Raw genomic sequence first — 26,118 nt, forward strand, 5'->3', positions numbered from 1 at the left:
TGTGGCCGGACTGGCCTTATGGCGTCACCGGCGGGCGGAACTGTCAACCTGTATAGCGCGCCCAGACCGCCGTTTCGCCTAAGCGTGCCACGAATTCGGCATGGGCCTCGGCCTCGGCCGGGGTCAGGCGCGGGGCCAGAGGGGCGGGGCGCGCGGCGCGGGGGCCGCTGCCCCCGCCTTGCGGGCCGGCATTGGCGCCGCGTCCGGGCTGGTCCAGCACCAGGTCCGGCTGGCGGCCGCCGATCAGTTCCAGATAAACCTCGGCCAGCAGCTCGCTGTCCAGAAGCGCGCCGTGCCGCTGCCGGTTCGAGTTGTCCACCCCGAAGCGGCGGCAGAGCGCGTCCAGCGTGGCCGGAGAGCCGGGAAACTTTTCGCGCGCAAGGGCCAGGGTATCCAGGGCGCGCGACCAAGGCAGGAGGGGACGGCCCAGACGGCGCAGTTCGGCGTTCAGGAACTTCATGTCGAAACTGGCATTGTGGATCACCAGCCGGGCATCCTCGCCGATGAAGTCGATGAAGCCCTGGGCCACGTCCGCGAATTTCGGCTTGTCGCGCAGGAAGTCGTCGCCCAGGCCATGCACCTCGAAGGCCTCCTTGGGCATGGAGCGTTCGGGGTTGATATAGACGTGAAAGGTCCGGCCGGTGGGCAGGTGGTTCACAAGCTCGATCCCGCCGATTTCCACGATGCGGTCGTCCTTGTCCGCATCGAAGCCGGTGGTCTCGGTATCCATCACGATTTCACGCACGGGTGCCAATCTCCTTCACGATCCGGTCCACGGCCTGGCGGGCGGCGTCCAGGCTGTCGGTGGGGATGATCCAGTCGGCCCGCGCCCGCTTTTCCGCATCCGGCATCTGCCGCGACAGGATCAAGGCCAGCAGGTCTTCCGTCATGCCCGGCCGCGCCAGAACCCGGCGCCGCTGCGTGTCCGCATCGGCCGAGACAACCGCCACACCGTCCATCTGCCCCTGATAGCCGTTTTCGTAAAGCAGCGGAATATCCAGAACGACCAGCGGCGCATCGGCATGGCGGGCCACGAAGGCTTCCCGGTCGGCGGCGACGATGGGATGCACGATGGCCGACAGGCGGTCCAGCGCGGCGGGGTCGCCTGCAATCGCGGCCTTCAGCGCGGCGCGGTCGATGCCGCCGTCCCACAGTGCCGCAGGGAAGGCCGCCGCCACCGGCCCGACCGCCGCGCCCCCGGGGGCGTAAAGGCGATGGACCGCCTGGTCGGCGTCCCAGACCGGGTGGCCCCTGTCGCGGAACATCTGGGCGGTGGTGGACTTGCCCATGCCGATGCTGCCGGTCAGGCCCAGGCGGAAGGTCATTCCAGCACGGCCCGGCGCAGGTCGTCGTCCACCTCGGGGCGGCGGCCGAACCAGCGCTCGAACCCGGGTGCGGCCTGGTGCAGCAGCATCCCCAGGCCATCGACGACACGGCAGCCGCGTGCCTGCGCGTCAGCCAGGAAGGGCGTCATCAGCGGCGTATAGACAAGGTCGGTGACAAGCGCATCGGGCGACAGCGCGTCCAAGGGCAAGCGCAGGGGCTGCTTGCCCTCCATCCCCAAGGAGGTCGCGTTGACCACGGTCGCCGCGCCGTCCAGCATGTTGCCCGCCTGCGCCCAGTCATAGACGACCAGCCGGGCACCGAATTCGGCCTTGATCTGTTCGGAACGGATGCGGGTTCGGTTTGTGATGCGCACTTCCTTGACCCCGCTGTCCAGAAGCGAGGCGACCACCGCGCGCGCCGCGCCCCCCGCGCCGATCACGGCGGCCGGACCGGCATCGGTCTGCCAGTCGGGAGCGTTCTGGCGCAGGTTGGCGATGAAGCCATAGCCGTCGGTGTTGTCGGCATGGATCTTGCCGTCGGGGCGGAAAATCAGCGTGTTCGCCGCCCCGATCAGCGCCGCGCGGTCGGTCACGGAATCGGCCAGCGTCAGCACGGCCTCTTTATGCGGGATGGTGACGTTGACGCCCACGAAGCCCAGGCGGGGCAGGGCGCGCAGCGCCTCGGTCAGGTGTTCGGGCATGACGGGCATGGGGATGTAATGCCCAGCGATGCCACAGCGCTGCAGCCAGTGGCCGTGCAGGCGCGGGGATCGGGAATGCGCGATCGGCATCCCGATGACCCCGGCAAGCGGAACATGGGCAGGGCGGCTTGGCTGGTCGTCGGTCATCGTCGCGTCCTTGGCTTTGATCCGCAGACTAGGACGGCAAGGCGGCGGAAAAAAGCAGTCTTTTGCGACAATTAAGCGGGTTCCGCAGGCCTGTGGACAAGATCCGGGGGGAATCGGGTCGAATCATGGGGGCAGCAGGGGGTGCCGCAAGGCGGCTTGGAAAACCGCCCGGAACTTCCCCCGGACGCGGACGTTCGGCCCACACGTGGATAACCCGAAGGCTGCAAACGGCAGATCTGTGGAGAAGTCACCAGCAGGCTGACAATCCCCAAATCTATCCACATGACAGTCATTTGATTTCAATGCATTTTATGTCTATTCAGGCCCTTAATCCCGATCTTATCCACAAGGGCTTTGTTCGTGGACAGGTCCGGGGATTTCTTCTTTATCCTTTTGTCCACAGGCCCTACATCAACATCATTCTTTATTCTTCTCTTTTTATTTAAGAAGGATGCCGATGACGGACTGGCTTGCCCTGATCTATCCTTATGCCAAGGCGTTCCACGTCATGGCGGTGATTTCCTGGATGGCGGGGCTGTTCTATCTGCCCCGGCTGTTCGTCTATCACGCCGAACGCGGGGGGACGCCCGAGCCCTCGGGCAGCTTCGCCATGATGGAGGAAAAACTGCTGCGCCTGATCATGAACCCGGCCATGATCGCGACCTGGATCAGCGGGCTGACCCTGGTGCTGACGCCCGGCATCGTGGACTGGTCGATGACCTGGCCCTGGACCAAGGCCATCTGCGTGCTGGGCATGACCTGGTTCCACATGTGGTGCGCGGGCCAGCGGCGCGTCCTGCTGGCCGGCGGGGGCCATCCCGGGCGGCGCTATCGCATGATGAACGAGGTGCCGACGCTGCTGATGGCGGGCATCGTGCTGTCGGTGATCGTCAAGTTCTGACGGGCGAACGTTGACTCGGCACGCGCCGCCGCTTATGTCGGCAGCAAGCCCGGCCGTCCGGCACGGGGATTCCCGATTCCTATCCCATCCAGCCGCGCGGCCAGCCCGTGCGGGATTCGCGGTGACACCATGACCGAAGAACGCCTCAACCTGTCCGAACTCAAGGCCAAGAGCCCCGCCGAGCTGCTGTCCCTGGCCGAGGAATGGGAGATCGAGAACGCCTCGACCATGCGCAAGGGCGAGATGATGTTCTCGATCCTCAAGGAACATGCCGAGGAAGGCTTCGACATCGGCGGCGACGGCGTCTTGGAGGTCGTGCAGGACGGCTTCGGCTTCCTGCGGTCCACGGCGGCGAACTATCTGCCCGGTCCCGACGACATCTATGTCAGCCCCGACATGATCCGCCAGCACGCCCTGCGCACCGGCGACACCGTCGAAGGGGTGATCCGCGCCCCGGGCGAAAACGAGCGTTACTTCGCCCTGACCAAGGTCGAGAAGATCAATTTCGAGGATCCCGAGAAGGCCCGCCACAAGGTCGCCTTCGACAACCTGACGCCGCTTTATCCCGACGAGCGGCTGAAGATGGAAATCGAGGATCCCACGTTGAAGGACCGCTCGGCGCGGATCATCGACCTGGTGTCGCCCATCGGCAAGGGCCAGCGGTCGCTGATCGTGGCCCCCCCGCGCACCGGCAAGACGGTGCTGCTGCAGAACATCGCCCATTCGATCGCACGGAACCACCCGGAATGCTATCTGATCGTGCTGCTGATCGACGAACGCCCCGAGGAAGTCACCGACATGCAGCGGTCGGTCAAGGGCGAGGTCGTGTCGTCCACCTTCGACGAACCGGCCAGCCGCCACGTCGCCGTGTCCGAGATGGTGATCGAAAAGGCCAAGCGTCTGGTGGAACATAAACGAGATGTTGTGATTCTGCTGGACTCGATCACAAGACTTGGTAGGGCCTTCAACACGGTCGTGCCCAGTTCGGGCAAGGTGCTGACGGGTGGCGTTGATGCGAACGCCCTGCAGCGGCCCAAGCGGTTCTTCGGCGCCGCCCGCAACATCGAGGAAGGCGGATCGCTGACCATCATCGCCACCGCGCTGATCGACACCGGGTCGCGCATGGACGAGGTGATCTTCGAGGAATTCAAGGGCACCGGCAACAGCGAGATCGTGCTGGACCGCAAGGTCGCCGACAAGCGCGTCTTCCCGGCGATGGATATCCTCAAGTCCGGGACACGGAAGGAAGAACTGCTGGTCGATTCGAAGGATCTGCAGAAAACCTATCTGCTGCGCCGCATCCTGAACCCGATGGGCACGACCGATGCGATCGAATTCCTGATCTCGAAGCTGAAGCAGACCAAGTCGAATGCGGAATTCTTCGACTCGATGAACGCCTGACGGGGCAGCCATGGACCTGATCTTTGCCGAAGCCACCCCGTCCGGACGGGGTGGCGTTTCTGTTGTTCGCCTCAGCGGAGACGGCGCGAGATCCGTGGCCGAACGGCTGGCAGGCCCCTTGCCCAAGCCGCGCCATGCCTATCTGCGCGACATTGCCGATGGCGAAGGCGTTCTTGACCGCGCCTTGGTCATGTGGTTCGAAGCGGGCCGCAGCTTCACGGGCGAGGAGGTGGTGGAAATCCACCTGCACGGCGCGCCGGTGATCGTCCGACGCTTGGGGCAGGTGCTGAGGTCGCATGGTCTTCGCCTGGCCGAAGCCGGGGAATTCACCAAGCGTGCTTTCCTGAACGGCAAGATGGACCTGTCCGAGGTCGAGGGATTGGGCGACCTTCTGGCTGCCGAGACCGAGTCGCAGCGTCTTGCCGCCCTGCGGATGAGCCATGGCGAACTGGCGCGCAAGGCCGATGGCTGGCGTTCGCTGCTGATCCGGGCGGGTGCCCTGGTAGAAAGCAGCGTCGATTTCGCAGATGAGGAGGTTCCCGAAGAGGTGCCGGGCGAGGTCTTTGATCTTCTGGAAGCCTTCAAGGCCGAACTGGACATGCAGATCGGCGGCTATGCGGCGGCGGAACGCATCCGCAACGGGTTCGAAGTCGCCGTCATCGGCCCGCCCAATGCAGGAAAATCCAGCCTGATCAACCGGATCGCCCGGCGAGAGGTTGCGCTTGTCTCGGATATCGCAGGCACGACCCGGGACATCATCGAACTGCGCCTGGATCTGCGCGGCCTGGCCGTCACCTTGCTGGACACCGCTGGCTTGCGGGATGCCCAGGATGAACTGGAAAGCCGGGGCATCGACCGGGCACGCCAGCGTGCGCAGGCGGCAGATCTGCGGCTGCATCTTTCGCCAGAGGGCAAAGCCGACAGCAGCCTTTGGCAGGACGGGGATCTGCTTGTCGTCAGCAAGGCTGACCTGCAGGGGGCTTGTGACGGCTTGTCAGTATCCTCGGTCACCGGGGCAGGGATTGATCAGGTGCTGGACAAACTGTTTGACAGTCTGTCCCGAAAGGCTGCAGGCGCCGCTTTGGTCAGCCATGAACGGCAGTTGAACGCGTTGATGACGGCACGATCCGCCATTGAGGATGTTCATGGCATTGATGCGGAATTGCTGGCCGAAGCGATCCGCCAAGCGTCCTCCTCTCTCGATCATTTGCTTGGCAGAATCGGTGCAGAGGATTATCTGGATGTCATCTTCACTTCCTTCTGCATCGGAAAATAGGTGTTTCACGTGAAACATTATGACGTGATCGTTATCGGCGCGGGTCACGCGGGCGTTGAGGCTGCTGCAGCTTCCGCTCGCTTGGGCGCAAAGACCGCCCTTATTACCATGCGGCAGGAAGATATCGGCACCTTGTCCTGCAATCCAGCTATTGGGGGTTTGGGAAAGGGGCACCTGGTCCGCGAGATTGACGCCTTGGACGGCTTGATGGGTCGGCTGGCCGATCAAGCGGGCATCCAGTTCCGCTTGCTGAACAAGAAGAAGGGGCCTGCTGTCCAAGGGCCACGCGCCCAGATGGACCGCAAGCTTTACCGCGCGGCGGCATTTGACGCGGTGTCCAATATCCCAGGTCTGGATCTGATCTATGCCGAGGTCGCTGCCCTGATTGGAAGCGACAAAGCGGTGACAGGTGTTGAGCTTTCCGACGGGTCACGGCTGGATGCGCCTGCGATCATCCTGACAACCGGCACCTTCCTGAACGGTATCATCCATATCGGAGACGTGAGCAGGCCCGCAGGACGATGGGAAGGTCAGGCGTCCAATCGACTGGCAGACTCGCTTCAGCGGTATGGCCTGCCCCTGGGGCGCTTGAAGACCGGAACGCCCCCTCGGCTGGATGGCAGAACCATCAACTGGGATCTGCTGCAGATGCAGCCAGGCGATGAAGATCCAACCGTTTTCTCTTATCTGAGCCATGGTGTTCAGGCGCGTCAGATTTCCTGCGGGATCACCCATACCAATACCCGAACGCACGAGATTATCAGGCAGAACCTGTCCCGGTCCGCCATGTATGGCGGGCATATTTCAGGGCGCGGTCCTCGCTATTGCCCCTCGATCGAGGACAAGGTGCTGCGGTTTGCCGACAAGGACTCTCATCAGATCTTCCTGGAACCAGAGGGGCTGGAGGATCATACCGTTTATCCGAACGGGATTTCCACATCGTTGCCTGCGGATGTGCAGCTGGATTACGTCAGAAGCATTGCCGGCCTGGAACAGGCCGAGATCCTGCAGCCGGGTTACGCGGTGGAATACGATTATGTCGATCCCCGGGCGCTTGATCCGACATTGCGTCTGAGGACCGTGAGCGGTCTTTTCTTGGCCGGACAGATCAACGGCACCACGGGCTATGAGGAAGCCGCCGCCCAAGGCTTGGTGGCAGGCATCAATGCTGCGCTGGCAGCACAGGGGAAAGAGCCTGCAATCTTCAGCCGGGCTGACAGTTATATCGGCGTCATGATCGACGACCTTACGACCAGGGGGGTAACGGAACCCTATCGCATGTTCACCTCCCGCGCCGAATTTCGCCTTAGCCTGCGCGCCGACAACGCGGATCAACGGCTGACGCCTTTCGGTATTTGGCTGGGCTGTGTGGGAGAGGCAAGGCGGAAAGCCTTCTTGCACAGACAGCAGAATTATGAACAAGGGCGAGCGATCTTGGAGGAAGCAATTTTCACGCCCGCAGCCTTGGCCAAGGCAGGGGTCGCTGTTCGGCAAGACGGCCAGCATCGCTCAGCCTTTGCGCTTTTGGGGCAGGCCGATATTCCCTTGGAGCTGCTGTCCAAACTTGTTCCCTCATTTGACCTAATCCCTGCAGAAACGCTGCAACAGCTTCAAAATGATGCGCTTTATCATCAGTATACCGACCGTCAGGCTAGGGACGCAGCCCTGCTTCGCAGCGATGAAGCCGTTCTTCTGGATGACACCTTCGATTATGCACGCTTGTCCGGCTTGTCGAACGAGTTGAAGGCCAAGCTTGCTGCCATGAAGCCCGCCTCGCTGGCAGCAGCGGCCAAAATCGAGGGCATGACTCCGGCGGCTCTCACCCTTCTGCTGGCCGCGACACGGTCTGGACGAAAAAAACGCGCATGAGTGTTTCACGTGAAACATCCGAGCGGCTGCAGATCTATTCCGACCTGCTGGTGCGTTGGAACAGCCGCATCAATCTTGTCGCGCCAAGTTCGCTGAACGATCTTCAGACACGCCATATCAAGGATTGTTTGCAAGTCGCGGATCTTGCCAAGGGCATCCAAGGACAGTGGATCGATCTGGGAAGCGGAGGCGGGCTGCCGGGGATCGTTCTGGCCATCGCAAAGGCAGACACCGATCTGTCCTTTACCCTCATCGAAAGCGATCAGCGCAAGGCAACTTTTTTGCGCACGGTGATCCGCGAGGTCGGCTTGACCAAAGCCACTGTCGTATCGCACCGCATCGAGAGCTTGCCGCCGCTGAATGCGGCTTATGCCAGTGCGCGGGCCCTTGCTCCGCTGCGGCAGCTTATGGCATATCTTGATCTGCATCTTGCGCCGACGGGCCAGGCCTTCCTGATGAAAGGCCGCCAATGGCAGGCCGAAGTGGAAGATGCCAAGGCGGAATGGTCGTTCGATTATATTGCTCATCCCAGCCGGACCCAGGACGGCGCGGTGACCCTGGAAGTAAGCGGAGTCTCTCATGGCGCAGACTAACGTCGTTGCCATAGCCAACCAGAAGGGTGGGGTCGGCAAAACCACCACCGCGATCAACCTGGGTGCGGCCCTGGCCATGGATGGTCATCCGACGATTCTGATCGATCTTGACCCGCAGGGCAACGCCTCCACCGGCCTTGGGATTAATGTCGATCAGCGCCGCAAGACCGTTTACGATCTTTTGGCCGGGCCCGAGACGCTGGCCGATTGCACCATGGCGACCCGGATTGCCAATCTCGGCATCGTTCCCGCGACATCCGACCTGTCCTCTGCCGATGTGGATCTGGCGCAAACCAAGGACCGCACCCGGTTGCTGCAGCGCAAGCTGGAGGAAGCGCCCAAGGGCAGCATCGTCCTGATCGATTGCCCGCCTGCCTTGGGCCTGCTGACCCTGAACGCCATGGTCGCGGCCGATGGTGTCCTGGTGCCGTTGCAGGCGGAATTCTATGCACTCGAGGGGCTTTCTCAACTGCTGACGACGGTCAAGCATGTCCGGCAAAGCGGAAACCCCAACCTGCGCGTCAACGGCGTCCTGCTGACCATGTCGGATTACCGCAACAACCTGTCCCAGCAGGTCGAGGCCGATGCCCGCGCCACCTTGGGCGATCTGGTTTTCCCCACCGTCATTCCCCGGAATGTCCGCGTGTCCGAGGCCCCCTCCTTTGCGCAACCCGTGCTGCTCTATGATCCCCAGTCCAAGGGCAGCGCCGCTTACCGCCAGTTCGCCAGCGAATTCGCCGCGCGCTTGAAACTCGTCAAAGAGGAAGCCTGATGTCCGACAGCAAACTTGCCAAGCGCGGCCTGGGACGCGGGCTTTCCGCCCTGATGGCGGATCTGGATCTGGACGGACCGGCCGATGCCAAGCCGGTCAAGGATCGCACCCTGATCCCGATCGAGCAGATCACGGCCAACCCGGACCAGCCGCGACGCAGTTTCGACGCGGCCTCCTTGCAGGAACTGGCCGATTCGCTGCGGCAGCGCGGGGTGTTGCAGCCCTTGATCGTGCGCAGGCATCCGAAGGACGAAGGGCTTTACCAGATCGTCGCGGGCGAACGGCGGTGGCGGGCAGCGCAGATGGCGCAATTGCACGAGCTTCCGGTGATCGTGCGCGACCTGTCCGATACCGAGGTTCTGGAAGTCGCGATCATCGAGAACATCCAGCGCGCCGACCTGAATGCCATCGAGGAAGCCGCCTCTTATCGCCAGCTGATGGACCGCTTCGGCCATACCCAGGAAAGGCTTGCCGAGGCCCTGAACAAGAGCCGCAGCCATATCGCGAACCTGCTGCGCCTTCTCAGCCTGCCCGACCAGGTGCAGGACTATCTGAAGGAGGGCAAGCTGACCGCCGGACATGCCCGGGCCCTGATCACGGCGCAAAATCCGGCTGCCTTGGCGCGGCGGGTGATCGACAGCGGGCTTTCCGTTCGGGAAACCGAAGATCTTGTGCGTAGGCAGGTCAAGACCCCCAAGGATGGAAGCCAGCCCAACCTGTCGCGTCGGGATGACAAGGATGCGGATACCCGTGCGCTGGAAGCCGATCTGGCGGCGCAGTTGAAGATGGCCGTGGCGATCAGGCATACGCCCGCTGGCAGCGGCACGCTCACCATCAGCTATGGCGACCTGGAACAGCTGGACCGGCTTTGTCAGATCCTGGGCGGGGTCGGCAGAGCCTGAAGGGAAAGCAGATCGTCCGGGGCATCCACGTCCTTCAGCATCTCGGACGATACGCGAATAGGGTGCAGGCCCGGCAGGGATCGCAACAACGCGCCCGCCGCACGGTCGCCCGTCAGCCTGTCCACGGCGGGGAAAAGCGATTGCGGCAGCAAGGCCGGAAGGCAGATCCACCTTTCGTCGTTCCGTCCGTCGCGGCAGCGGGCGCGGCCGGGTCGGCGATCACCGCGATTGCAGGCAAGCCCGGGCCTAAAATAGCCTCGACCGCGTGGCGGATCAGCGACTTGCCGCGATAGGGGCCTGCAGCTTGCAGTCCGGCCCGGACCGCCGTGACCCCCCGGCGGCCAGCAGCACCACCGTGGTCACCCCGCTGCCTCCAGCACCTCGGCCAGGACCGAAACAGCCAGAACCCGCGGGTCGCGTACCGAGGGGATCAATCCGATCGGTCCTTTCAGACGCTCCAGCCCCTGGGTCACGCCATGATCGCGCAGGCTGGCCAACCGCCTGTCCCGCGCGCGCTGCGACCCTTGCGCGCCGATATAGAAGGCAGGCGAGTCCAAGGCGCGCGCCAGGATCGGCGGTTCCCAGTCATGGTCGTGAAAGAACAGCACGACGGCGCTGCGGCTGTCAATCTTTAGATCCGTGGGCAGGGCAGGCCAATGCAAGGGCCGGGTCAGGGCCCCTGCGGCCTCGGCCTGCGCAAGAGTTGGCCTGTCGGGCGCCAGCAGCAGATGCGGATAGCCTGCGGCATGGACAAGCCCGGCAAAGATCGCGGCCTCGGGGCCCTGGCCAAGGATCAGGAAGCGCGGCGGGGGCACCAGCAGGATGCGGAATCCGTCCGCCATGGGCCCGGTGGGGCCTGGATCGCAGCGGCCCAGCGCCAGGTCGGGGGTGATGCACAAGCCGACAGGCTGGCGGCTTGTGCGTGCCGCGGCAATCTCGGCCAAAAGGCGGGGGCAGGGGCGTGGGACCAGGGTGATCTCCAATCCGCCGCCGCAGGGCAGTTGCAGGTCGAACCAGGGCGAGCCCCGGCCATAGCGGACCACCTGCGGGCCGTCCTGCAAGGATTGCCGGGCGTGGCGGGCGAGGTCGGTCTCGATGCAGCCGGAACTGAGCGACCCCACCCGCCGGTCGCCGCAAAAAGCCATGATCTCGCCCAGGGGGCGATAGGAGGGGCCGGTGATCCCGGTGATGATCGCCAGCACGGGATCGGGTCCATCCAGCGCGGCGGTCAGGGGGTCGTCAGACGGCCCGGCCCCTGGACTGCAAGGCACGGGCCCGGTCCGCATCACGGATCCATCCCGGCGATGATCTTGTCGGGCGTGGCCGGCAACTCGCGGACCCGGACGCCGCAGGCATTGTGGATCGCGTTCAGCACCGCCGCCCCGGCCCCGCAGATGCCCAGTTCCCCCAAGCCCTTGGCCTGCAGGGGGCCGACATAGGCGTCGCGTTCGGGCAGGAAATGCACCTCGAGCGCGGGCACGTCGGCATGGGTGGGGATGTGGTATTCGGCCAGGTCGCGGCTGACGGCGTGGCCGTCGCGGGGGTCATGCTCCAGCGCCTCGGTCAGGGCGATGCCGATGCCGAAGCTCATGCCGCCCAGGCATTGCGACCGGGCGGTCTTTTCGTTCAGCACCCGCCCGCAGGCAAAGACACCCATCATGCGGCGCACGCGCACCTCTCCGGTCCAGCGGTTCACGGCGACCTCGGCCCAATGGCTGCCCCAGGTGGCCTGGCGGTGCGACTTTTCGGTCTTGCCGGGCTGCAGATGGCCTTCGCCGGTGATCGTGCCGTTTACCAGTTCCGACAGGGACCGGACGATATTGCCCGCCCGCGCCATGCCGTCCTGCAGGGTCAGGTCGGCCTCGTTGCAGCCCATGGCCTTGGCGATCTGGCCCCGGATCTCCTCGCAAGCCAGGAAGACCGAATTGCCGCTGGAGGCCGCGCCGAAGGATCCGCCGGAACCCGAGGCCGGGGGGAACTGCGTGTCGCCCAGCCTGACCTCGACCCGGTCGGGCGGCAGGCCCAGCATCTCGGCCGCAAGCTGGCCCAGGATCGTATAGGTGCCGGTGCCGATATCGGTCATGTCGGTTTCCACGATGGCATGGCCGTCCTGGACCAGCGTGACCCTGGCGCGCGATTCCTGCAGCATGTTGACGCGGACGGCGGCGGCCATGCCCATGCCGATGAACCATTCGCCTTCCGCGCGCTGTCCCGTCGGGCGCCGGTCGGACCAGCCAAAGCGTTTCGCGCCTTCGCGCAGCGCCTCGGCCAGCTTGTGGCTGGAAAAGGGGCGGCCGGTGGTGGGCTCGACATCGGGGATGTTCTTCAGGCGCAGGTCCACAGGGTCGATCCCGGCCATGTCGGCCAGTTCGTCCATGGCGCATTCGAAGACCGTGACGCCCACGGCCTCGCCCGGGGCGCGGACCGAACCCGCGCAGCCGCGATGGATGCGGGCCACGGCATGGACCACCTGCCGATGCGCCGCCTGATAGGTGAAGGGCGTGGCCTGGGCCACGGGTTCGGTGAATTCGCTGCCGGGCAGGGTCGAAACCAGGACATCGTGGCCGATGCCGGTCAGGCGGCCCCCCGCGTCGCAGGCCAGGCGGATCCGCTGGCGCGTTTCGGACCGGCGATGGGCCAGGTCGAAGACCTGCTGGCGGGTCATGGCGACCATCACCGGGCGGCCCAGTTCCCTGGCGGCAATGGCGGCGGCCACGGCCTCGGCATTGATGCCTAGCTTCGATCCGAAGCCGCCGCCGACATAGGGGGACAAAAGCCGCAGCTTGCTTTCGCGGATGCCCAGGGCATCGGCCATCTGCTTGCGGTTCGACGACAGCATCTGCAGGGCGGCCCGGATCGTCACATGGTCGCCGTCCCATTCGGCGATCGCGGCATGGGGTTCCATCGCGGCCGCCATCTGCGACGGCGTGCGCCAGACCCGGTCTAGGGCAAAGGCCGCCTCGCGCATGGCCTTGTCCACGTCGCCCGCCGCCGACTGCTTTTTCGGCGGCAGTTCGGGGGTCACCGATTCCGGGTCCACCGGCACCTCTTCCGGCTTGTAGCGGACGGCGATGGTCTGGGCGGCGTGGCGGGCGGCCTCGAAGGTCTCGGCCACCACAAGGGCGATGGACTGGCCCATGTATTCGACCCGATCCGGCCCCGAAGTCGGACCCTTCTGGTCCAGCCCCTGCGCAGCATAGCGGATCATCCGCTTGTCCTGGATCACCGCCAGCGCGCCGGGCGCATCGCCGATGTCCAGCACGGTGCCCGCAGGAATGGCGGCCTGGACCAGCACGCCATACGCCAGGTCGCGGGGCCGCGCCTCGGCGGCATAAGTCGCCCGGCCCGAGACCTTCAGCGGGCCTTCCAGCCGGTTCAGGGGCTGGCCGATCACGCCTTGCGCCATCTGGTCCAGCCGGTCGTCATGGGTGGGGCCATCGACCCGCAGGTGCCGTGTCATGCCGTGGTCTCCATTCCGGTCGCGTCGCGCAGGGTCGCCATCAGGGCGCGGCGTAGCAGGGGGATCTTGAACGCGTTTTCGCCATGGGCCTGCGCCGGGCGCAGCAGGATCTCCGCCGCTTCGTGGAACAGCGCGTCGGACGGTTCCCGGCCCAGCAGCAGGGACTCCACCTCCGGGTCGCGCCAGGGCTTGTGCGCGACCCCGCCAAAGGCCAGCGCGGCATGGCTGATGCGGCCGCCGTCCATGCCGACGACCGCCGCGACAGACACCAGGGCGAAGGCATAAGAGGCCCGGTCGCGCACCTTGCGGTATCGCTGCTGGCCGCCGACCGGGGCGGGCAGGATCACGGCGGTGATGATCTCGCCCGGTTGCAGGACGGTTTCCACATGCGGGGTATCGCCCGGCAGCAGGTGGAAATCCGCCAGCGGAACGCGGCGCGGGGACGGCCCGTCAATCTCGACCACCGCATCCAGCGCCCGCAGCGCCACGGCCATGTCGCCGGGATAGGTGGCGATGCAATGATCGGACGCACCCAGGATCGCATGGTTGCGCGTCACCCCGCCGATGGCCGCGCAGCCCGCCCCGGGGTCGCGCTTGTTGCAGGCCATGCGGCGGTCGTAGAAATAGGGACAGCGCGTCCGCTGCATCAGGTTGCCGCCGGTGGTCGCCATGTTGCGCAACTGCCCGCTGGCCCCGGCCAGCAGCGCCCGCGACAGCACCGGATAATCGCGCCGGACTGTCGGATGCGCGGCAAGGTCGCTGTTGCGGACCAGGGCGCCGATGCGCAGCCCCTCGCCCTCGGGTTCCACCCGGTCCAGGGGCAGGCGGGTGATGTCCACCAGGGCTTCGGGGGCTATCACTTCCAGCTTCATCAGGTCCAGCAGGTTGGTGCCGCCCGCGATGATCGTGGCCCCGGCGGGCAGGTCCGCGACCGATGCCGCGCGGTGAAAGGTGAATTCCCTCATGCCGCGTCCTCACGGGTGCCCTGGGCGGCCTGCCGGATGGCCGCGACGATGTTGGTATAGGCGGCGCAGCGGCACAGGTTGCCGCTCATCCGTTCGGCGATCTCGGCATGGGTCAGGTCATAGGGACCGTCCAGGCTGTCGGACACATGGCTGGGCCAGCCCGCCGCGATCTCCTCCAGCATGCCCGTCGCCGAACAGATCTGGCCCGGCGTGCAATAGCCGCATTGAAAGCCGTCATGGTCCAGGAACTGCTGCTGCAAGGGGGACAGGTTGCCGGGCGTGCCCAGGCCTTCGATGGTGGTGATGTCGTGACCTTCGGCCATGCAGGCCAGCGTCAGGCAGGCATTGATCCGCCGCCCGTCCATCAGCACCGTGCAGGCCCCGCATTGGCCGTGGTCACAGCCCTTCTTGGTGCCGGTCAGGCCCAGGTGATGGCGAAGCGCATCCAGAAGCGTGGTGCGCGGATCCACGTCCAGGGGATGGGACGTGCCGTTCAGGTGAAGCGTGATCTGCATGAGGGTTCCGATGCTGGCGTGGCGGCTGGCCCCCCTCAACGGGCCAGGGTAGTGCCCTGTTCCCTGCCGCGCCCGATTCCCCGAAGGAACGGCAGCGGGCCCCAGGCGTTTGGCCCCCGACGCAACCCCCCGGAGGCAAGCCATGTCCACATCGAACACCACCCAGGACCACGACACGATCCGCGAATGGGCCGAATCGCGCGACGGCCATCCCGCCATGGTGGACACCAAGGGCGAGGGCGGCATCCTGCGCATCGACTTCGGAGAGCCGGAGGAGGGGCTGAAGCAAATCTCGTGGGAGGAATTCTTCGAGATCTTCGACGAAAACGGGCTGAGCTTCCTGTATCAGGACGAAACGGCTGGGGGAAAGACCAGCCGCTTCAACAAGTTCGTGTCCGGGGACACGTGACGGCGCGGGGCAGGGCGCCGGTCAGCGCCGGGCGATGTCCTGCCCGCCCATCTCGCGGAAGGTGCCTTCCACGATCCCCGCCTGGTCCCGGGCCACGTCCGCCGAAACCTTCAGCGCGCCGCGCAGGGGGGCTTCGCCGCCCGCATCATTCCCCTTGTTCGCATCCCCGCCGGAAATCCGGTTGCCCGCCGTGTTGTCGCCGCCCACCGGCTCGACGAAGATGTCGGCGCGGTTCAGCCCGTGCTGCTGGACCAGATGCTCGATGGCATAGTCGGCGGCTTCCCGCGTCTCGAACAGGGCCGAGACGGACGTGGTGGCATTGTCGGACATTCAATCCTCCTTGCGGTTGGGGGTTGGGGGCAGCAGGCGATCGACGGCCCAGGCAGCAGTCAGGCCCAGGGCCGCGCCCGCGATCACATCGACCGGGTAATGCCGGGCGCGCGGGATCTGCACCGCCGCGATCAGCGCGGCGCATCCGGCGGCGGGCAGCGCCAGCGCGGGCCGGTCGCGGGCGACGACGCGGGCCACCGCGACCGCCCCCGCCGTGTGGCCCGAGGGGAAAGAGGTTTCGTGCCCGCCCTCGGCCTCACCGACCTCGAACTGGTAATCGCGTTCCCTGACCATCTTTTCGGGGCGGGTGCGGCGCAGGCGGTTCTTGATGCGGCGCTTGACGACATTGGCCAGCACATGCGCGGCCATCATCCGCAGCCCGGTGCGCGCGATGTCTGCCCGCCCGCCCAGCAGGCCGCCCGCGATGACCAGCCCGCAGAGCGTCGTCAGCTGCATCTGGTCGGCCAGTTCGCTGACGGTGCCCAGCGTCCTGACCATCGGATGATGGCGGTGCCGGGCGGCGGCCCTGGCGGCGTCGATGTCGATCCGCTCCAGCCCCTCGGCCTGGGCTGTGGGGTCGTCGGGGGCGGTCTGGGGGGGCAGGGGTGACATGCCTCGGTAACGGCGGGCGCGGTGCCCGGTTCCGCCCGGCCGTGGAACAATCCCGGCACAAGGCGGTTTTCCCCGACGCCACCGAACACGAAAACGGAGAAACCGGAATGGCAAACGCAAGCAAGAAGAAATTCGGCGCAGGCCAGCAGGACCAGGGCAAGGGCGACGGCAGCGGCGGCATGACCAACGACGACATCGACCAGCTGCCCGACAACGAGATCCTGTCGAACCGCGATAAGTCGCGCCATTCCGACCAGCGGGGCCTCGATTCCCGCCATGTCCAGACCGAGCAGATGCAGGACCATGTCGGCAACCGCGACGGCGACCCGGAGGAATGAGGCGATGTCGAACAAGCATCCCAAGACCAATCACCCCTCGGACAAGGATTTGCAGCAGGATCCGGGCATCGGCCAGTCCAAGGGCCTGCCCGGCCCTGGCGATCCGCCCATCGGCGGCGACAACACCGTCGAAGGCGACGTGCTGAACGACACCACCCCCCAGGGCGGCATCGACCCGGACCAGCGCGGCCGCACCAACAAATAGCGCAGAGGAGGAACCCATGGTCGGCAGGAAGACCAAGGACCAGCAGCAGCGCATCATCGAAAAGCGCGTGGACACCACCAATGCGGATCCCGATTTCGACCCGCGCCCCGACCTGACGGCCTCGGAAAAGCGCGAGGCGCAGAAGGACAAGGACGAGGCCGGGGACTAGATGGCCACGGACGGCCTTGCCCAGGCCATCGCCGGCGGATGCATCCCGCTGCCGCCGCCGGACGAGGACGGCTTTGCGGCATTCGCCGACCGCTGGGCGGATCGCCGCGTCCTGATGCTGGGCGAGGCGAGCCATGGCACGGCCGAATTCTATGGGGCACGCGCGGCCATCACCCGCCGCATGATCGAACGGCACGGCGCCAGGATCGTCGCGGTCGAGGCCGACTGGCCCGACGCGGCCGTTCTGGACCGCCATGTGCGCGGCCTTCCCCCGCGCGGGGGCGCGGAAGACCCCTTCCAGCGGTTTCCGCGCTGGATGTGGCGCAACGGCCCGGTCGCGGGGCTGGTGGACTGGATGCGCGACTGGAACCGGGGCCGCGATCCCGGGAACCAGGTGGGCTTCTACGGCCTGGACATGTATAACCTTTCCGACTCGATCCGGGCGGTGCTGGATTACCTGGACAGCACCGACCCCGAGGCCGCCGCCGTGGCGCGCGGGCGCTATGGCTGCCTGGAGCCCTGGACGGAACAGCCCGCCGCCTATGGCCGCCTGGCAGGATCGGGTTATCACACATGCGAACAGGCGGTCGTGCAGCAATGCCGCGATCTGCTGGCCAAGGCCCTGGAAGGGCGGGACCAGATGGACGCGGCCCAGAACGCCCGGCTTGTCGCATCCGCCGAACGTTATTACCGCGTCATGTACCAGGGCGGGGCGGAATCCTGGAACCTGCGCGACAGCCACATGGCCGATACGCTGGACCAGTTGCTGCAGGCGGGCGGGGCAGGGGCCAGGGCGGTGGTCTGGGCGCATAATTCCCATATCGGCGATGCCCGCCAGACCGAGATGGGCAGCCGCCTGGGCGAACACAACCTGGGCCAGCTGGCGCGCGAACGCTGGGGCGACGGGGTGGCGCTGGTGGGCCTTGGCACCGACCATGGCACGGTTACGGCGGCCTCGGACTGGGACGAAGACGCCGAGGTCATGACCGTCCGGCCATCGCGCCCCGGCAGTTTCGAGCGGCTGTGCCATGACAGCGGCGTCCCGCGCTTCCTGCTGGACTTTCGCGGGGGTGGCGACTTGGCCGCGCGATTGGTGCAGCCCCTGCTGCAACGCTTCATCGGCGTGATCTACCGGCCCGAAAGCGAGCGGCTGAGCCATTACATGCAGGCCCGGGCCGGGCGGCAATACGACGGCTGGATCTGGTTCGACGGGACGCAGGCGCTGGTGGGGGCGGGCGACGGGGGACGGCATGATGACGTCCCCGACACCTGGCCCTTTGGCCTGTGACATGGCTTCCCCGCCGGGCAGCGTCTTTTCCGACCGGACGCAAGCCGGGGCGCTGCTGGCGGACCGCCTGACGGCCTATCAAGGCCGGGACTGCGTGGTTTTGGCCCTGCCGCGCGGGGGCGTGCCCGTCGCGCTGCCGGTGGCGCGGATGCTGGGGGCGCCGCTGGACCTGCTGTTCGTGCGCAAGATCGGGGCGCCGGGCCAGCCCGAATTCGCCATCGGCGCGGTGGTGGACGGCGATCCCCCGCAGGTGGTGATGAACAAGGACGTGCCGCCCCGCCTTGCCGCGCCCGGCGGCTATCTGGAAACCGAGATCCCGCGCCTGCTGGAGGAGGTCGACCGGCGCAGGCAGCTTTACGGGGGCGGGCGGCAACCCGTCCCGGTCGCGGGAAAGGTGGCGATCGTGGTCGATGACGGCATCGCCACGGGCGCCACCATGCGGGCGGCATTGCTGGGCCTAGCCCGGCAGAACCCCGCCCGCATCGTCCTGGCCGTTCCCGTGGCAGCGCCCGAGGCGCTGGAACCCTTGGGCGACATCGCCCATGAGGTGATCTGCCTGCGCGTTCCCGGCGATTTCCGCGCCGTCGGCCTGCATTATCGCGATTTCCCGCAGGTCAGCGACGCCGAGGTGGTGGCCGCCCTGCGCGACGCGGGCTAATGCCGGAGCGAAATCCCCCGGTCCGGCGTTGACCGCGATGACCACGCTGCTGCAACCCGATCCCTATATCCTGGTCCTGACCGGCGCAGGCTTCCTGATCGCCCTGGTGGCCTGGCTGCCGCTGGCCCTCAAGCGGTTGCCCTTGTCGCTGCCCATCGTCTGCATCGGCCTTGGGGCGGGGCTGTTCTCGTGGCCGGGGATGGGGCTCAACCCCTCGCCCCTGGCCTGGCCCGAGGTCACCGAACGCTTCACCGAATTCGTGGTCATCATCGCGCTGATGGGGGCGGGGCTGAAGCTGGACCGGATCTTCGGGCTGCACCGCTGGCAGGTGACCTGGCGGCTGATCCTGGTCACGCTTCCGCTCAGCATCGCGGCCATCACGGTGCTGGCCGGGACCGTGCTGGGCCTGCCCTGGCCCGTGGCGCTGCTGCTGGGCGCGGTGCTGGCGCCCACCGATCCCGTGCTGGCGTCCGACGTGCAGGTTGGCCCGCCCAAGTCGGGCGAGGAGGACGAGGTGCGCTTCGGCCTCACCTCGGAAGCGGGCATGAACGACGGGGCGGCCTTTCCCTTTGTCCACCTGGCCATCGCCCTGTCCCTGGCCGCCGCCACGGGAGAGCCCTGGGCCGCGAAATGGCTGACCCATAACGTCCTGTGGGAAATCGGCGCGGGCGTCGCGGGCGGATACCTGATCGGCCGCGCCTTCGGCTGGGTCACCTTCCGCATCCCGGCCGAAACGAAACTGGCGCAAACCGGCGACGGGCTGATCGCGCTGTCCGCCACCTTCGTGTCCTATGGCCTGACCGAGATCATCCAGTCCTATGGCTTCCTGTCGGTCTTCGTCACGGCGCTGACCTTCCGCCACGCCCATCGCAGCCACGACTTCCACCGGGACATGCACGACGTCACCGAACAGGTGGAACGGCTGGCGATGATGGTTCTGCTGCTGCTGTTCGGGGGCGCCCTGGCGCGGGGCCTGCTGGAGGGGCTGTCCTGGGCGGATGTCGGGGCGGCCTTGGTCATCCTTCTGGTGATCCGCCCGGTGACGGGGCTGGCGGGCCTTTGGGGCTTTCGCGCCGCGCGGTCCGAAAAGCTGACCCTGGCCTTTTTCGGGATCCGGGGCCTCGGATCCTTCTATTACCTGGCTTACGGCCTGAACCACATGGAGGTCGCGGAGCCTGCGCGGCTGTGGGCCATCGTCGGGCTGGTGGTGCTTTTGTCCGTCCTGATGCACGGGCTGACGGTGACGCCCATCATGCGCCACCTGGACCGCAGCCATGGCCGGGATCCCGATGCCGATACCCCGCCGCCTGGCCTGCAGGGTCCGGGCGCTCGGGAATGACCCGCGCCGCGCAGGCTGCGTCCAAAGGACGCAAGGCGGCCGCGCCATACCTGATCTAAACAATATGGATTGACTCGCGCGACAGATCGCATAGTGAACGCCGGACGGGCAGCTTGGGCCCGCCGGACATTGCCGCGACATCGCGCCGCCGGACCCCCGTGCCGCCGCGACGCAGCGCAGGAGACGCCATGATCGCACCCTTCCTTATCATGCTGCGCGAGGGGCTGGAGGCCGCGCTGATCGTCGGCATCATCGCGGGATACCTGCGCCAGACCGGGCGCGCCGCCTGGCTGCCCGCCGTCTGGATCGGCATCTTCCTGGCCCTTGCCGCCGCCTTGTTCGCGGGCGCCGCCTTGCAGCTGGCCAGCGCGTCATTCCCGCAAAAGACCCAGGAACTGCTGGAAGCGGTAATCGGGCTTGTGGCCGTGGCGGTGCTGGTCTGGATGGTCTTCTGGATGCGCCGGGCCGCGCGGTCCATCAAGGGAGAGTTGCAGCATTCGGTCGATGCCGCCGTGACCGGGGGCACCTGGGCGCTGATCGGCATGGTCTTCCTGGCCGTCGCGCGCGAGGGGCTGGAATCGGTCTTCTTCCTGCTGGCGATCTTCCAGCAAAGCCGCGACACGATGGCGCCCCTGGGGGCGCTTGGGGGCGTCCTGGTGTCCGCCGGGATCGGCTGGGCGATCTATGCGGGCGCGCTGCGGCTGGATCTGCGGCGCTTCTTCCGCTGGACGGGCGTCTTCATCCTGCTGGTCGCCGCAGGCCTGCTGGCCGGGTCGCTGAAGGCCCTGCACGAGGCCGGGATCTGGAACGGCCTGCAATCGCTTGCCTATGACATCAGCCACATCCTGCCCGAGACCAGCCCGCTGGGCACCGTGCTGGCGGGCATCCTGGGATACCGCGAGGCGCCGACCCTGGGCGAGGCCGCGGTCTATGCGGCCTTCCTGGCCGTGACCCTGTTCCTGTTCCTGCGTCCCGACGCGCCCCGCCCCGCGCCCCGGCGGCAACCGGCCGAGACCTGACCATGACCCACACGCCATCCCGCGCAGGCCTGGGCCTTGCCGTTGCCGCCGCCGCCATGCTGGCCGTCACGGGCGGCGCCGCCTTCTGGTATGCCACGCAGCGCAATGCCGCCGCCAACCCCGAGGCCCGGGCCGACATGACCGTCACTGTCGGCGCTGAAACCTGCGACCCGCAGGACATCACCGTTCCCGGCGGCAACCGCAGCTTCCAGATCGTGAACGCCTCGGACCGCCCGATCGAATGGGAAATCCTGAACGGCGTCATGGTCGTGGCCGAGCGCGAGAACATCGCCCCCGGCTTTCGCCAGACCCTGACCGTGCAGCTTGCGCCCGGCGAATACGCCATCACCTGCGGCCTTCTGTCGAACCCGCGCGGGACGCTGCACGTCACCCCCTCGGACGAGGCAATGGTGGCCGCCTCCGAGGTGACCTTGCGCAAGTTCCTGGGGCCCTTGTCGGAATACCGCGTCTATCTGGTGATGGAATCCGCCAGGGCCGTGAAGGCCGCCGAGGCGCTGCGCGACGCCATCGCGGCGGGCGACCTTGCCGCCGCGCAGGCCGCCTGGAAGGCGGCGCGCATCCCCTATCGCCATATCGAGCCGCTGGCCTCGCGCTTGGCGGATCTGGAAAACGCCATCGACCCGAACGCGGCCTATCTGGCGGGGCAGGAGGATGATCCGGGCTTCACCGGCTATCACCGGCTGGAATACGGGCTGTTCGGGCAGAACAGCACCGAGGGCCTTGGGCCTGTCGCCGACCGGCTGGTGGCGGATCTGGCGGATCTCTCGGGCCGTCTGAAGGGGATGACGCTTGACCCGGCCCTGCTGATCGCCCTGCCCGGGGCGATGGCGGGCCAGCTTGCCACCGCCCATGTGCCGGTGGGCGAGAACCGTCATGCCGGAAACGACCTGGAAGAACTGCAGGCCAGCCTGGACGGCATCGGCAAGCTGACCGGGCTTTTGCGGCCGGTCCTGGCAGGCGTCGATCCGGCGCTGGAGGGGGACATCGCCGCCGCGCAGGACAAGGCGGAACAGGATCTGGCGGGCCTCAGGCAGGGCGGGGCCTGGCCGTCCTATGACCAGGTGCCGGGCGACAAGCGCCAGGCCTTGGCCGGGTCGCTGGCCGCCCTGCAAACGGCGCTGGACCGGATGCAGCCGGTGATCGGGATCAACTGACATGCGCCTTGCCCCCACCCGCCGCGCCGTTCTTCTGGCCCTGGGCGCCAGCACCCTGGCCTTGGCCGCGCGCGCCCAAGGCCCGGTCCCGCAGGTCAGCGACGCGCCCGCGGCTGAGGCCCGCGACGCCGCGCGCCGCGTGCCGTTCCACGGGCCGCACCAGGCGGGCATCACCACGCCGCGCCCGGAAAACGGGCTGGTGGCGTCCTTCGACGTGGTGGCGACCTCGATCGACGACCTGGAACGGATGCTGCGGCTGCTGACCGACCGGGCGCGCTTCCTGACCGAAGGCGGACCCGTCCCCGACCTGGATCCCGCCCTGCCGCCCGCCGATTCCGGCTTGCTGGGGCCGGTGATCCAGCCCGACAACCTGACAATCACCGTGGCCCTGGGCGCGTCCCTGTTCGAGAACCAGCCCTGGCTTGCGGGCCTGAAGCCCGCGCGGCTGCAGCGCATGGCGCAGTTTCCGAACGATGCGCTGGACCCGGACCTGTGCCATGGCGACCTGTCGATCCAGATCTGCGCCAACCACCGCGACAGCACCATGCACGCCCTGCGCGACATCGTGAAGACCCTGTCCGAATTCCTGGTCCTGCGCTGGATGGTCGAGGGGGACGTGCCCCCCGTCGTCCCCGATGCCCGCGGCGCGACCCCAAGCGCGCGCAACTTCCTGGGCTTCCGCGACGGATCGGCCAATCCCGATTCCAACGATGCAGCCCTGATGGACCGGATCGTCTGGACCGGCGGGCCGCACGAACCCGGCTGGGCGCAGGGCGGCAGCTATCAGGCCGTGCGCATCATCCGCAACATGGTGGAACGCTGGGACCGCGCGCCCCTGGCCGAACAGGAACGCATCTTCGGGCGGCGCAAGATGTCCGGCGCGCCGCTGGACAACCCGGACGGCACCGAACATCACGTGCCCGACTATGCCGCCGATCCAGAAGGCCGGATCACGCGCCACGATGCCCATATCCGGCTGGCCAATCCCCGCGACGTGGAAAGCCAGCGCCACCTGATGCTGCGCCGCCCCTTCAACTATTCGCGCGGCGTGCTGCCGAACGGCCAGCTGGACCAGGGCCTGCTGTTCATCAGTTACCAGGCGGATCTGGAGGCGGGCTTCATCGCCGTCCAGAACCGCCTCAACGGCGAGCCGCTGGAGGAATACATCAAGCCCGTCGGCGGCGGGTATTTCTTTGCCCTGCCCGGGGTCCGCGACGATGCGGATTACCTGGGCCGGGCGCTTGTCGATGCAGCCCGGCGGACCTGACCGCCCAGCCAGATCCCTGGACGATCCCAACCGGAGAACACGCCATGATCGCCCCCCTTCTTCGCAGCGCGGCCCTGGGCCTTGCCCTTGCCGGCCCCGCCCTGGCCGCTGACCCCTCGCTGGACCTTGTCGGACCGCTGTCCGACTACAAGATCTTCGTGGCCGAGAACACCGCGCAACTGGTCACCGATGCCGAGGCCTTCGCGGCCGCGATCAAGGCGGGCGACCTGGACCGCGCCAAGGCGCTGTTCGCGCCCACGCGCACCAGCTATGAACGGGTCGAGCCGATTGCCGAGCTGTTTTCCGATCTGGACGTGTCCATCGACGCCCGTGCCGACGACTATGAGAAGGCCGAGCAGGATCCGGGCTTCACCGGCTTTCACCGCATCGAATACGGGCTGTGGTCCGAAGGCACCACAAAGGGGCTGGAGGGCCATGCCGACCGCCTGCTGGCCGATATCCGCGAACTGGACGGCCGCATCACCGCGCTGACCTTCCCGCCCGAGGTGGTCGTGGGCGGCGCCGCCGTGCTGATGGAGGAAGTCGCGGCCACCAAGATCTCGGGCGAGGAAAACCGCTACAGCCGCACCGACCTGTGGGATTTCGACGCGAACTTCGAGGGCGCCGAAAAGATCTACACGCTGTTCCGCCCCCTGATCGCCGAGGACGAGGCCGATTTCGTCGCCAAGGTGGACGGCAACTTCCAGGCGGTCAAGGATGTGCTGGCCAAGTATGAAACGCCCGAGGGCGGCTTCGTCTCCTATGAGGAACTGTCTGATACCGACCGCAACATCCTGTCCGCCAAGGTCAACACCCTGGCCGAGGATCTGGCGACCCTGCGCGGCAAGCTGGGTCTGGGCTGACGCCCCTGCGGGCTTGCCTGTGCAGGGCAAGCCCGGTTCGTCAGGACAGCCGGGCGCGGCGCCCTGTCGCCGATCCCCCAGGTCCGGCTGATGTCCACGCACATGCCAGGGGCGCCGATCAGATCCCTGTCGAAGGCCGCGATCTCATCGGGCTGCACGATGCGCGGGCCGCCCTCTCCATCTTGGCCAGGGCGGCCTTGCAGGCGTGGACGGCGCAGCGCATGGCCGCTCGTCCTTGCCTTTGATAGGGTGGACCTTTTCGGTCAGAAGCCTTGGGCTTCCAGCGCGCATCGTTGGGCGAGCCATCGGCCAGCGTTTCGCCGCGACCCGGGTCCGACCTTGCGTCTGTCGCTGCAATGCTGCGGCAGGGTCATCCCTTGGTGTCCCCGACGGTGAAGCCTTCGGTGAAGGAATCCTCGCGGTTAAGCACGATGGTGTTGACGCCATAGATCCAGCTTGTGCCGGACACTTCGAGGACAACCGCCGCCCGCTCGCCGATCCGCGCCTTGCCCACCAGCCGGCCGGTATAGACATTGCCCAGGAGGCTCTGGTGGCGGAAGGGCGGGTCCAGGGGCAGCGGTCGATGGCGCCCGTCCAGGTCGCCGGATCGTCCCAGGAAAACGCGCCCCGTGGTCCGGGATCGGTTCCAGACTCGCACGCGGATCAGCCCGGCGGGTGCTTCCAGCACCAGTTCGGTCACGGGTTCCTGCATCGGCAGGATGCCCGTTTCCAGCAGCACCGTCACGACCGAGATCGTGTTGCCGCCCGACATCACCGGATATTCGACCTGCTCCATGATGACATAACCGGCCTGCGCCTTGGGGTGGGTAGGGGCACCAGGATGTTGCAGCAATGGGCCGGATAGCCGCGCGGCTCGCGCAACAGCAGCTTGCGCAGCCCATCGGCTCCAGCCGCGGGTGTTGAAGTATTCCATCACGGCGGGATTGGTACGGTCGGCGAAATCCTTGGTCAGGACAGTCATCACCGTATTGACCGGCCAAGCCGTGACCTTGGGATCGGGGCAGTCGATATTGGTGATCCAGCGTGGGTCGAGGAACAGCTCGGGATGGATCAAGGCGTCATCGACCGATCTGATGTCGGGATGGGCATCGGCCAGGTATTTCGGGATCCACCAGCCCTGCACGCTGCTATCGGGCAGTGCCTTGGACTCGAAAACGATCTTGCCTTCAGCGATGCCCCGCGGGACGATCTTGGGCAGAAGATCGATCCAGGTCTCCGAGGACACGTCGGGATCGCCCTTTTCCGCCATCCAGGTGGTGGTGGGCACCGTGTCGTCGAGCACAGTTTCCACGTCGCAGCCATGACCAGGGCCAGCCTGGTATCGCAATCCTGGGCGCTTGCCGTTGTGACAAGGCCCAGGCTACCTGCGATCAGGCCGGTGGTCATCAGCAGCCTTTTCATGAAGGTCTCCTGTTTCTTGCGGCTTTGATCGCGGGCAGGGTGCCGCCTTGTCCTGCTGGTTTGGGAAGGCCGGGGGTTTCACACCCCCGGGCCCCCGTGGGATATTTGGCCCAAGGTGAACGGGTCAGAGCTTTTCCGTCATCTCCGGCACCAGCTGGAACAGATCCCCCACCAGGCCATAGTCGGCGATCTGGAAGA

General features: G+C 66.6%; 28 protein-coding genes. 18 read left to right on the top strand and 10 right to left on the bottom strand.

The genetic code is table 11. The annotated features are described in order from the left end of the window. Positions 1 to 43 precede the first annotated feature (43 nt). From dnaQ to JX613_RS07365, 3 genes are read right to left on the bottom strand one after another with little or no spacing between them, the layout of a single operon-like run. Positions 44 to 745, bottom strand: coding sequence for a DNA polymerase III subunit epsilon (gene dnaQ / locus JX613_RS07355; protein WP_207100809.1), 702 nt, complete (start codon positions 743 to 745; stop codon positions 44 to 46). Beyond that, on the bottom strand, positions 738 to 1,325 hold the full coding sequence (gene coaE, locus JX613_RS07360) for a dephospho-CoA kinase (RefSeq protein ID WP_207100810.1): 588 nt from the start codon (positions 1,323 to 1,325) through the stop codon (positions 738 to 740). The genes dnaQ and coaE overlap by 8 nt, the downstream gene beginning before the upstream one ends. Further along, positions 1,322 to 2,173, bottom strand: coding sequence for a shikimate dehydrogenase (locus JX613_RS07365; protein WP_207100811.1), 852 nt, complete (start codon positions 2,171 to 2,173; stop codon positions 1,322 to 1,324). The genes coaE and JX613_RS07365 overlap by 4 nt, the downstream gene beginning before the upstream one ends. 457 nt (positions 2,174 to 2,630) lie before the next feature. On the opposite strand from JX613_RS07365, the gene JX613_RS07370 reads away from it, so the two are divergent. From JX613_RS07370 to JX613_RS07400, 7 genes are all read left to right on the top strand, one after another. Next, positions 2,631 to 3,074, top strand: coding sequence for a CopD family protein (locus JX613_RS07370; protein WP_207100812.1), 444 nt, complete (start codon positions 2,631 to 2,633; stop codon positions 3,072 to 3,074). 129 nt (positions 3,075 to 3,203) lie between these two features. Continuing rightward, positions 3,204 to 4,475, top strand: coding sequence for a transcription termination factor Rho (gene rho, locus JX613_RS07375; RefSeq protein WP_154764834.1), 1,272 nt, complete (start codon positions 3,204 to 3,206; stop codon positions 4,473 to 4,475). A 10-nt stretch (positions 4,476 to 4,485) separates the two neighbouring features. Beyond that, positions 4,486 to 5,751, top strand: a complete 1,266-nt coding sequence (gene mnmE, locus JX613_RS07380) for a tRNA uridine-5-carboxymethylaminomethyl(34) synthesis GTPase MnmE (RefSeq protein WP_207100813.1) — start codon at positions 4,486 to 4,488, stop codon at positions 5,749 to 5,751. After that, positions 5,752 to 7,620, top strand: coding sequence for a tRNA uridine-5-carboxymethylaminomethyl(34) synthesis enzyme MnmG (gene mnmG / locus JX613_RS07385; protein WP_207100814.1), 1,869 nt, complete (start codon positions 5,752 to 5,754; stop codon positions 7,618 to 7,620). Then, a complete protein-coding gene (gene rsmG, locus JX613_RS07390) occupies positions 7,617 to 8,213 on the top strand; it encodes a 16S rRNA (guanine(527)-N(7))-methyltransferase RsmG (RefSeq protein ID WP_207100815.1) in 597 nt (198 codons plus the stop codon). Before mnmG ends, rsmG begins: the two co-directional genes overlap by 4 nt. Next, positions 8,200 to 8,985, top strand: a complete 786-nt coding sequence (locus JX613_RS07395) for a ParA family protein (RefSeq protein ID WP_207100816.1) — start codon at positions 8,200 to 8,202, stop codon at positions 8,983 to 8,985. Before rsmG ends, JX613_RS07395 begins: the two co-directional genes overlap by 14 nt. Continuing rightward, complete coding sequence (locus JX613_RS07400; protein WP_207100817.1) at positions 8,985 to 9,887, top strand: ParB/RepB/Spo0J family partition protein; 903 nt, start codon at positions 8,985 to 8,987, stop codon at positions 9,885 to 9,887. Before JX613_RS07395 ends, JX613_RS07400 begins: the two co-directional genes overlap by 1 nt. A 359-nt stretch (positions 9,888 to 10,246) precedes the next feature. Here the strand turns inward: JX613_RS07400 and JX613_RS07405 are convergent, their stop codons facing one another. Genes JX613_RS07405 through JX613_RS07420 form a run of 4 tightly spaced genes read right to left on the bottom strand, consistent with a single transcriptional unit; the run spans position 10,247 to position 14,827 of the window. Continuing rightward, positions 10,247 to 11,173, bottom strand: coding sequence for an XdhC family protein (locus tag JX613_RS07405; protein WP_207100818.1), 927 nt, complete (start codon positions 11,171 to 11,173; stop codon positions 10,247 to 10,249). Continuing rightward, on the bottom strand, positions 11,173 to 13,347 hold the full coding sequence (locus tag JX613_RS07410; RefSeq protein ID WP_207100819.1) for a xanthine dehydrogenase family protein molybdopterin-binding subunit: 2,175 nt from the start codon (positions 13,345 to 13,347) through the stop codon (positions 11,173 to 11,175). Before JX613_RS07410 ends, JX613_RS07405 begins: the two co-directional genes overlap by 1 nt. Then, a complete protein-coding gene (locus tag JX613_RS07415; RefSeq protein WP_207100820.1) occupies positions 13,344 to 14,312 on the bottom strand; it encodes an FAD binding domain-containing protein in 969 nt (322 codons plus the stop codon). The genes JX613_RS07410 and JX613_RS07415 overlap by 4 nt, the downstream gene beginning before the upstream one ends. Then, a complete protein-coding gene (locus tag JX613_RS07420; protein WP_207100821.1) occupies positions 14,309 to 14,827 on the bottom strand; it encodes a 2Fe-2S iron-sulfur cluster-binding protein in 519 nt (172 codons plus the stop codon). The genes JX613_RS07415 and JX613_RS07420 overlap by 4 nt, the downstream gene beginning before the upstream one ends. A 142-nt stretch (positions 14,828 to 14,969) precedes the next feature. Here JX613_RS07420 and JX613_RS07425 point away from each other — a divergent pair, with 142 nt between their 5' ends. Then, a complete protein-coding gene (locus JX613_RS07425) occupies positions 14,970 to 15,236 on the top strand; it encodes a hypothetical protein (protein ID WP_207100822.1) in 267 nt (88 codons plus the stop codon). 21 nt (positions 15,237 to 15,257) lie between these two features. Here the strand turns inward: JX613_RS07425 and JX613_RS07430 are convergent, their stop codons facing one another. Both JX613_RS07430 and JX613_RS07435 read right to left on the bottom strand, forming a co-directional pair. Further along, the gene (locus JX613_RS07430; protein ID WP_207100823.1) at positions 15,258 to 15,566 is read right to left on the bottom strand and encodes a hypothetical protein; all 309 of its coding nucleotides are present in this window, start codon (positions 15,564 to 15,566) and stop codon (positions 15,258 to 15,260) included. Continuing rightward, complete coding sequence (locus JX613_RS07435) at positions 15,567 to 16,178, bottom strand: phosphatase PAP2 family protein (RefSeq protein WP_207100824.1); 612 nt, start codon at positions 16,176 to 16,178, stop codon at positions 15,567 to 15,569. It abuts the gene before it with no gap. A 107-nt stretch (positions 16,179 to 16,285) separates the two neighbouring features. Here JX613_RS07435 and JX613_RS07440 point away from each other — a divergent pair, with 107 nt between their 5' ends. From JX613_RS07440 to efeO (JX613_RS07485), 10 genes are all read left to right on the top strand, one after another. Beyond that, positions 16,286 to 16,516: a hypothetical protein gene (locus JX613_RS07440; RefSeq protein WP_207100825.1), complete on the top strand. Its 231-nt coding sequence runs from the start codon at positions 16,286 to 16,288 to the stop codon at positions 16,514 to 16,516. Between the two features lie 4 nt (positions 16,517 to 16,520). Next, entirely contained in the window at positions 16,521 to 16,721 is a 201-nt protein-coding gene (locus JX613_RS07445) for a hypothetical protein (RefSeq protein ID WP_207100826.1), read from the top strand. Positions 16,722 to 16,737: 16 nt separating this feature from the next. Continuing rightward, complete coding sequence (locus tag JX613_RS07450; RefSeq protein ID WP_207100827.1) at positions 16,738 to 16,890, top strand: hypothetical protein; 153 nt, start codon at positions 16,738 to 16,740, stop codon at positions 16,888 to 16,890. Then, positions 16,891 to 18,177 carry an erythromycin esterase family protein gene (locus JX613_RS07455; RefSeq protein WP_207100828.1) on the top strand — a complete coding sequence of 429 codons (1,287 nt, stop codon included), beginning with the start codon at positions 16,891 to 16,893 and terminating at the stop codon, positions 18,175 to 18,177. It begins immediately after the preceding gene. Position 18,178: 1 nt separating this feature from the next. Beyond that, positions 18,179 to 18,835, top strand: coding sequence for a phosphoribosyltransferase (locus JX613_RS07460; RefSeq protein ID WP_207100829.1), 657 nt, complete (start codon positions 18,179 to 18,181; stop codon positions 18,833 to 18,835). 37 nt (positions 18,836 to 18,872) lie between these two features. After that, complete coding sequence (locus tag JX613_RS07465) at positions 18,873 to 20,174, top strand: cation:proton antiporter (RefSeq protein ID WP_207100830.1); 1,302 nt, start codon at positions 18,873 to 18,875, stop codon at positions 20,172 to 20,174. 188 nt (positions 20,175 to 20,362) lie between these two features. Beyond that, a complete protein-coding gene (gene efeU / locus JX613_RS07470) occupies positions 20,363 to 21,193 on the top strand; it encodes an iron uptake transporter permease EfeU (RefSeq protein ID WP_207100831.1) in 831 nt (276 codons plus the stop codon). 2 nt (positions 21,194 to 21,195) lie between these two features. After that, entirely contained in the window at positions 21,196 to 22,368 is a 1,173-nt protein-coding gene (gene efeO / locus JX613_RS07475; protein WP_207100832.1) for an iron uptake system protein EfeO, read from the top strand. 1 nt (position 22,369) lies between these two features. Further along, positions 22,370 to 23,635 carry an iron uptake transporter deferrochelatase/peroxidase subunit gene (gene efeB / locus JX613_RS07480; RefSeq protein ID WP_207100833.1) on the top strand — a complete coding sequence of 422 codons (1,266 nt, stop codon included), beginning with the start codon at positions 22,370 to 22,372 and terminating at the stop codon, positions 23,633 to 23,635. A gap of 44 nt (positions 23,636 to 23,679) precedes the next feature. Beyond that, entirely contained in the window at positions 23,680 to 24,498 is an 819-nt protein-coding gene (gene efeO / locus JX613_RS07485) for an iron uptake system protein EfeO (protein WP_207100834.1), read from the top strand. A gap of 370 nt (positions 24,499 to 24,868) precedes the next feature. Here efeO (JX613_RS07485) and JX613_RS20270 read toward each other — a convergent pair whose 3' ends face one another. Next, a complete protein-coding gene (locus JX613_RS20270; protein ID WP_336512280.1) occupies positions 24,869 to 25,810 on the bottom strand; it encodes a proline racemase family protein in 942 nt (313 codons plus the stop codon). Positions 25,811 to 26,118: the final 308 nt, after the last annotated feature.

The organism is Paracoccus shandongensis (assembly GCF_017315735.1).
In the GTDB taxonomy this organism is placed as follows: Bacteria; Pseudomonadota; Alphaproteobacteria; order Rhodobacterales; family Rhodobacteraceae; genus Paracoccus; species Paracoccus shandongensis.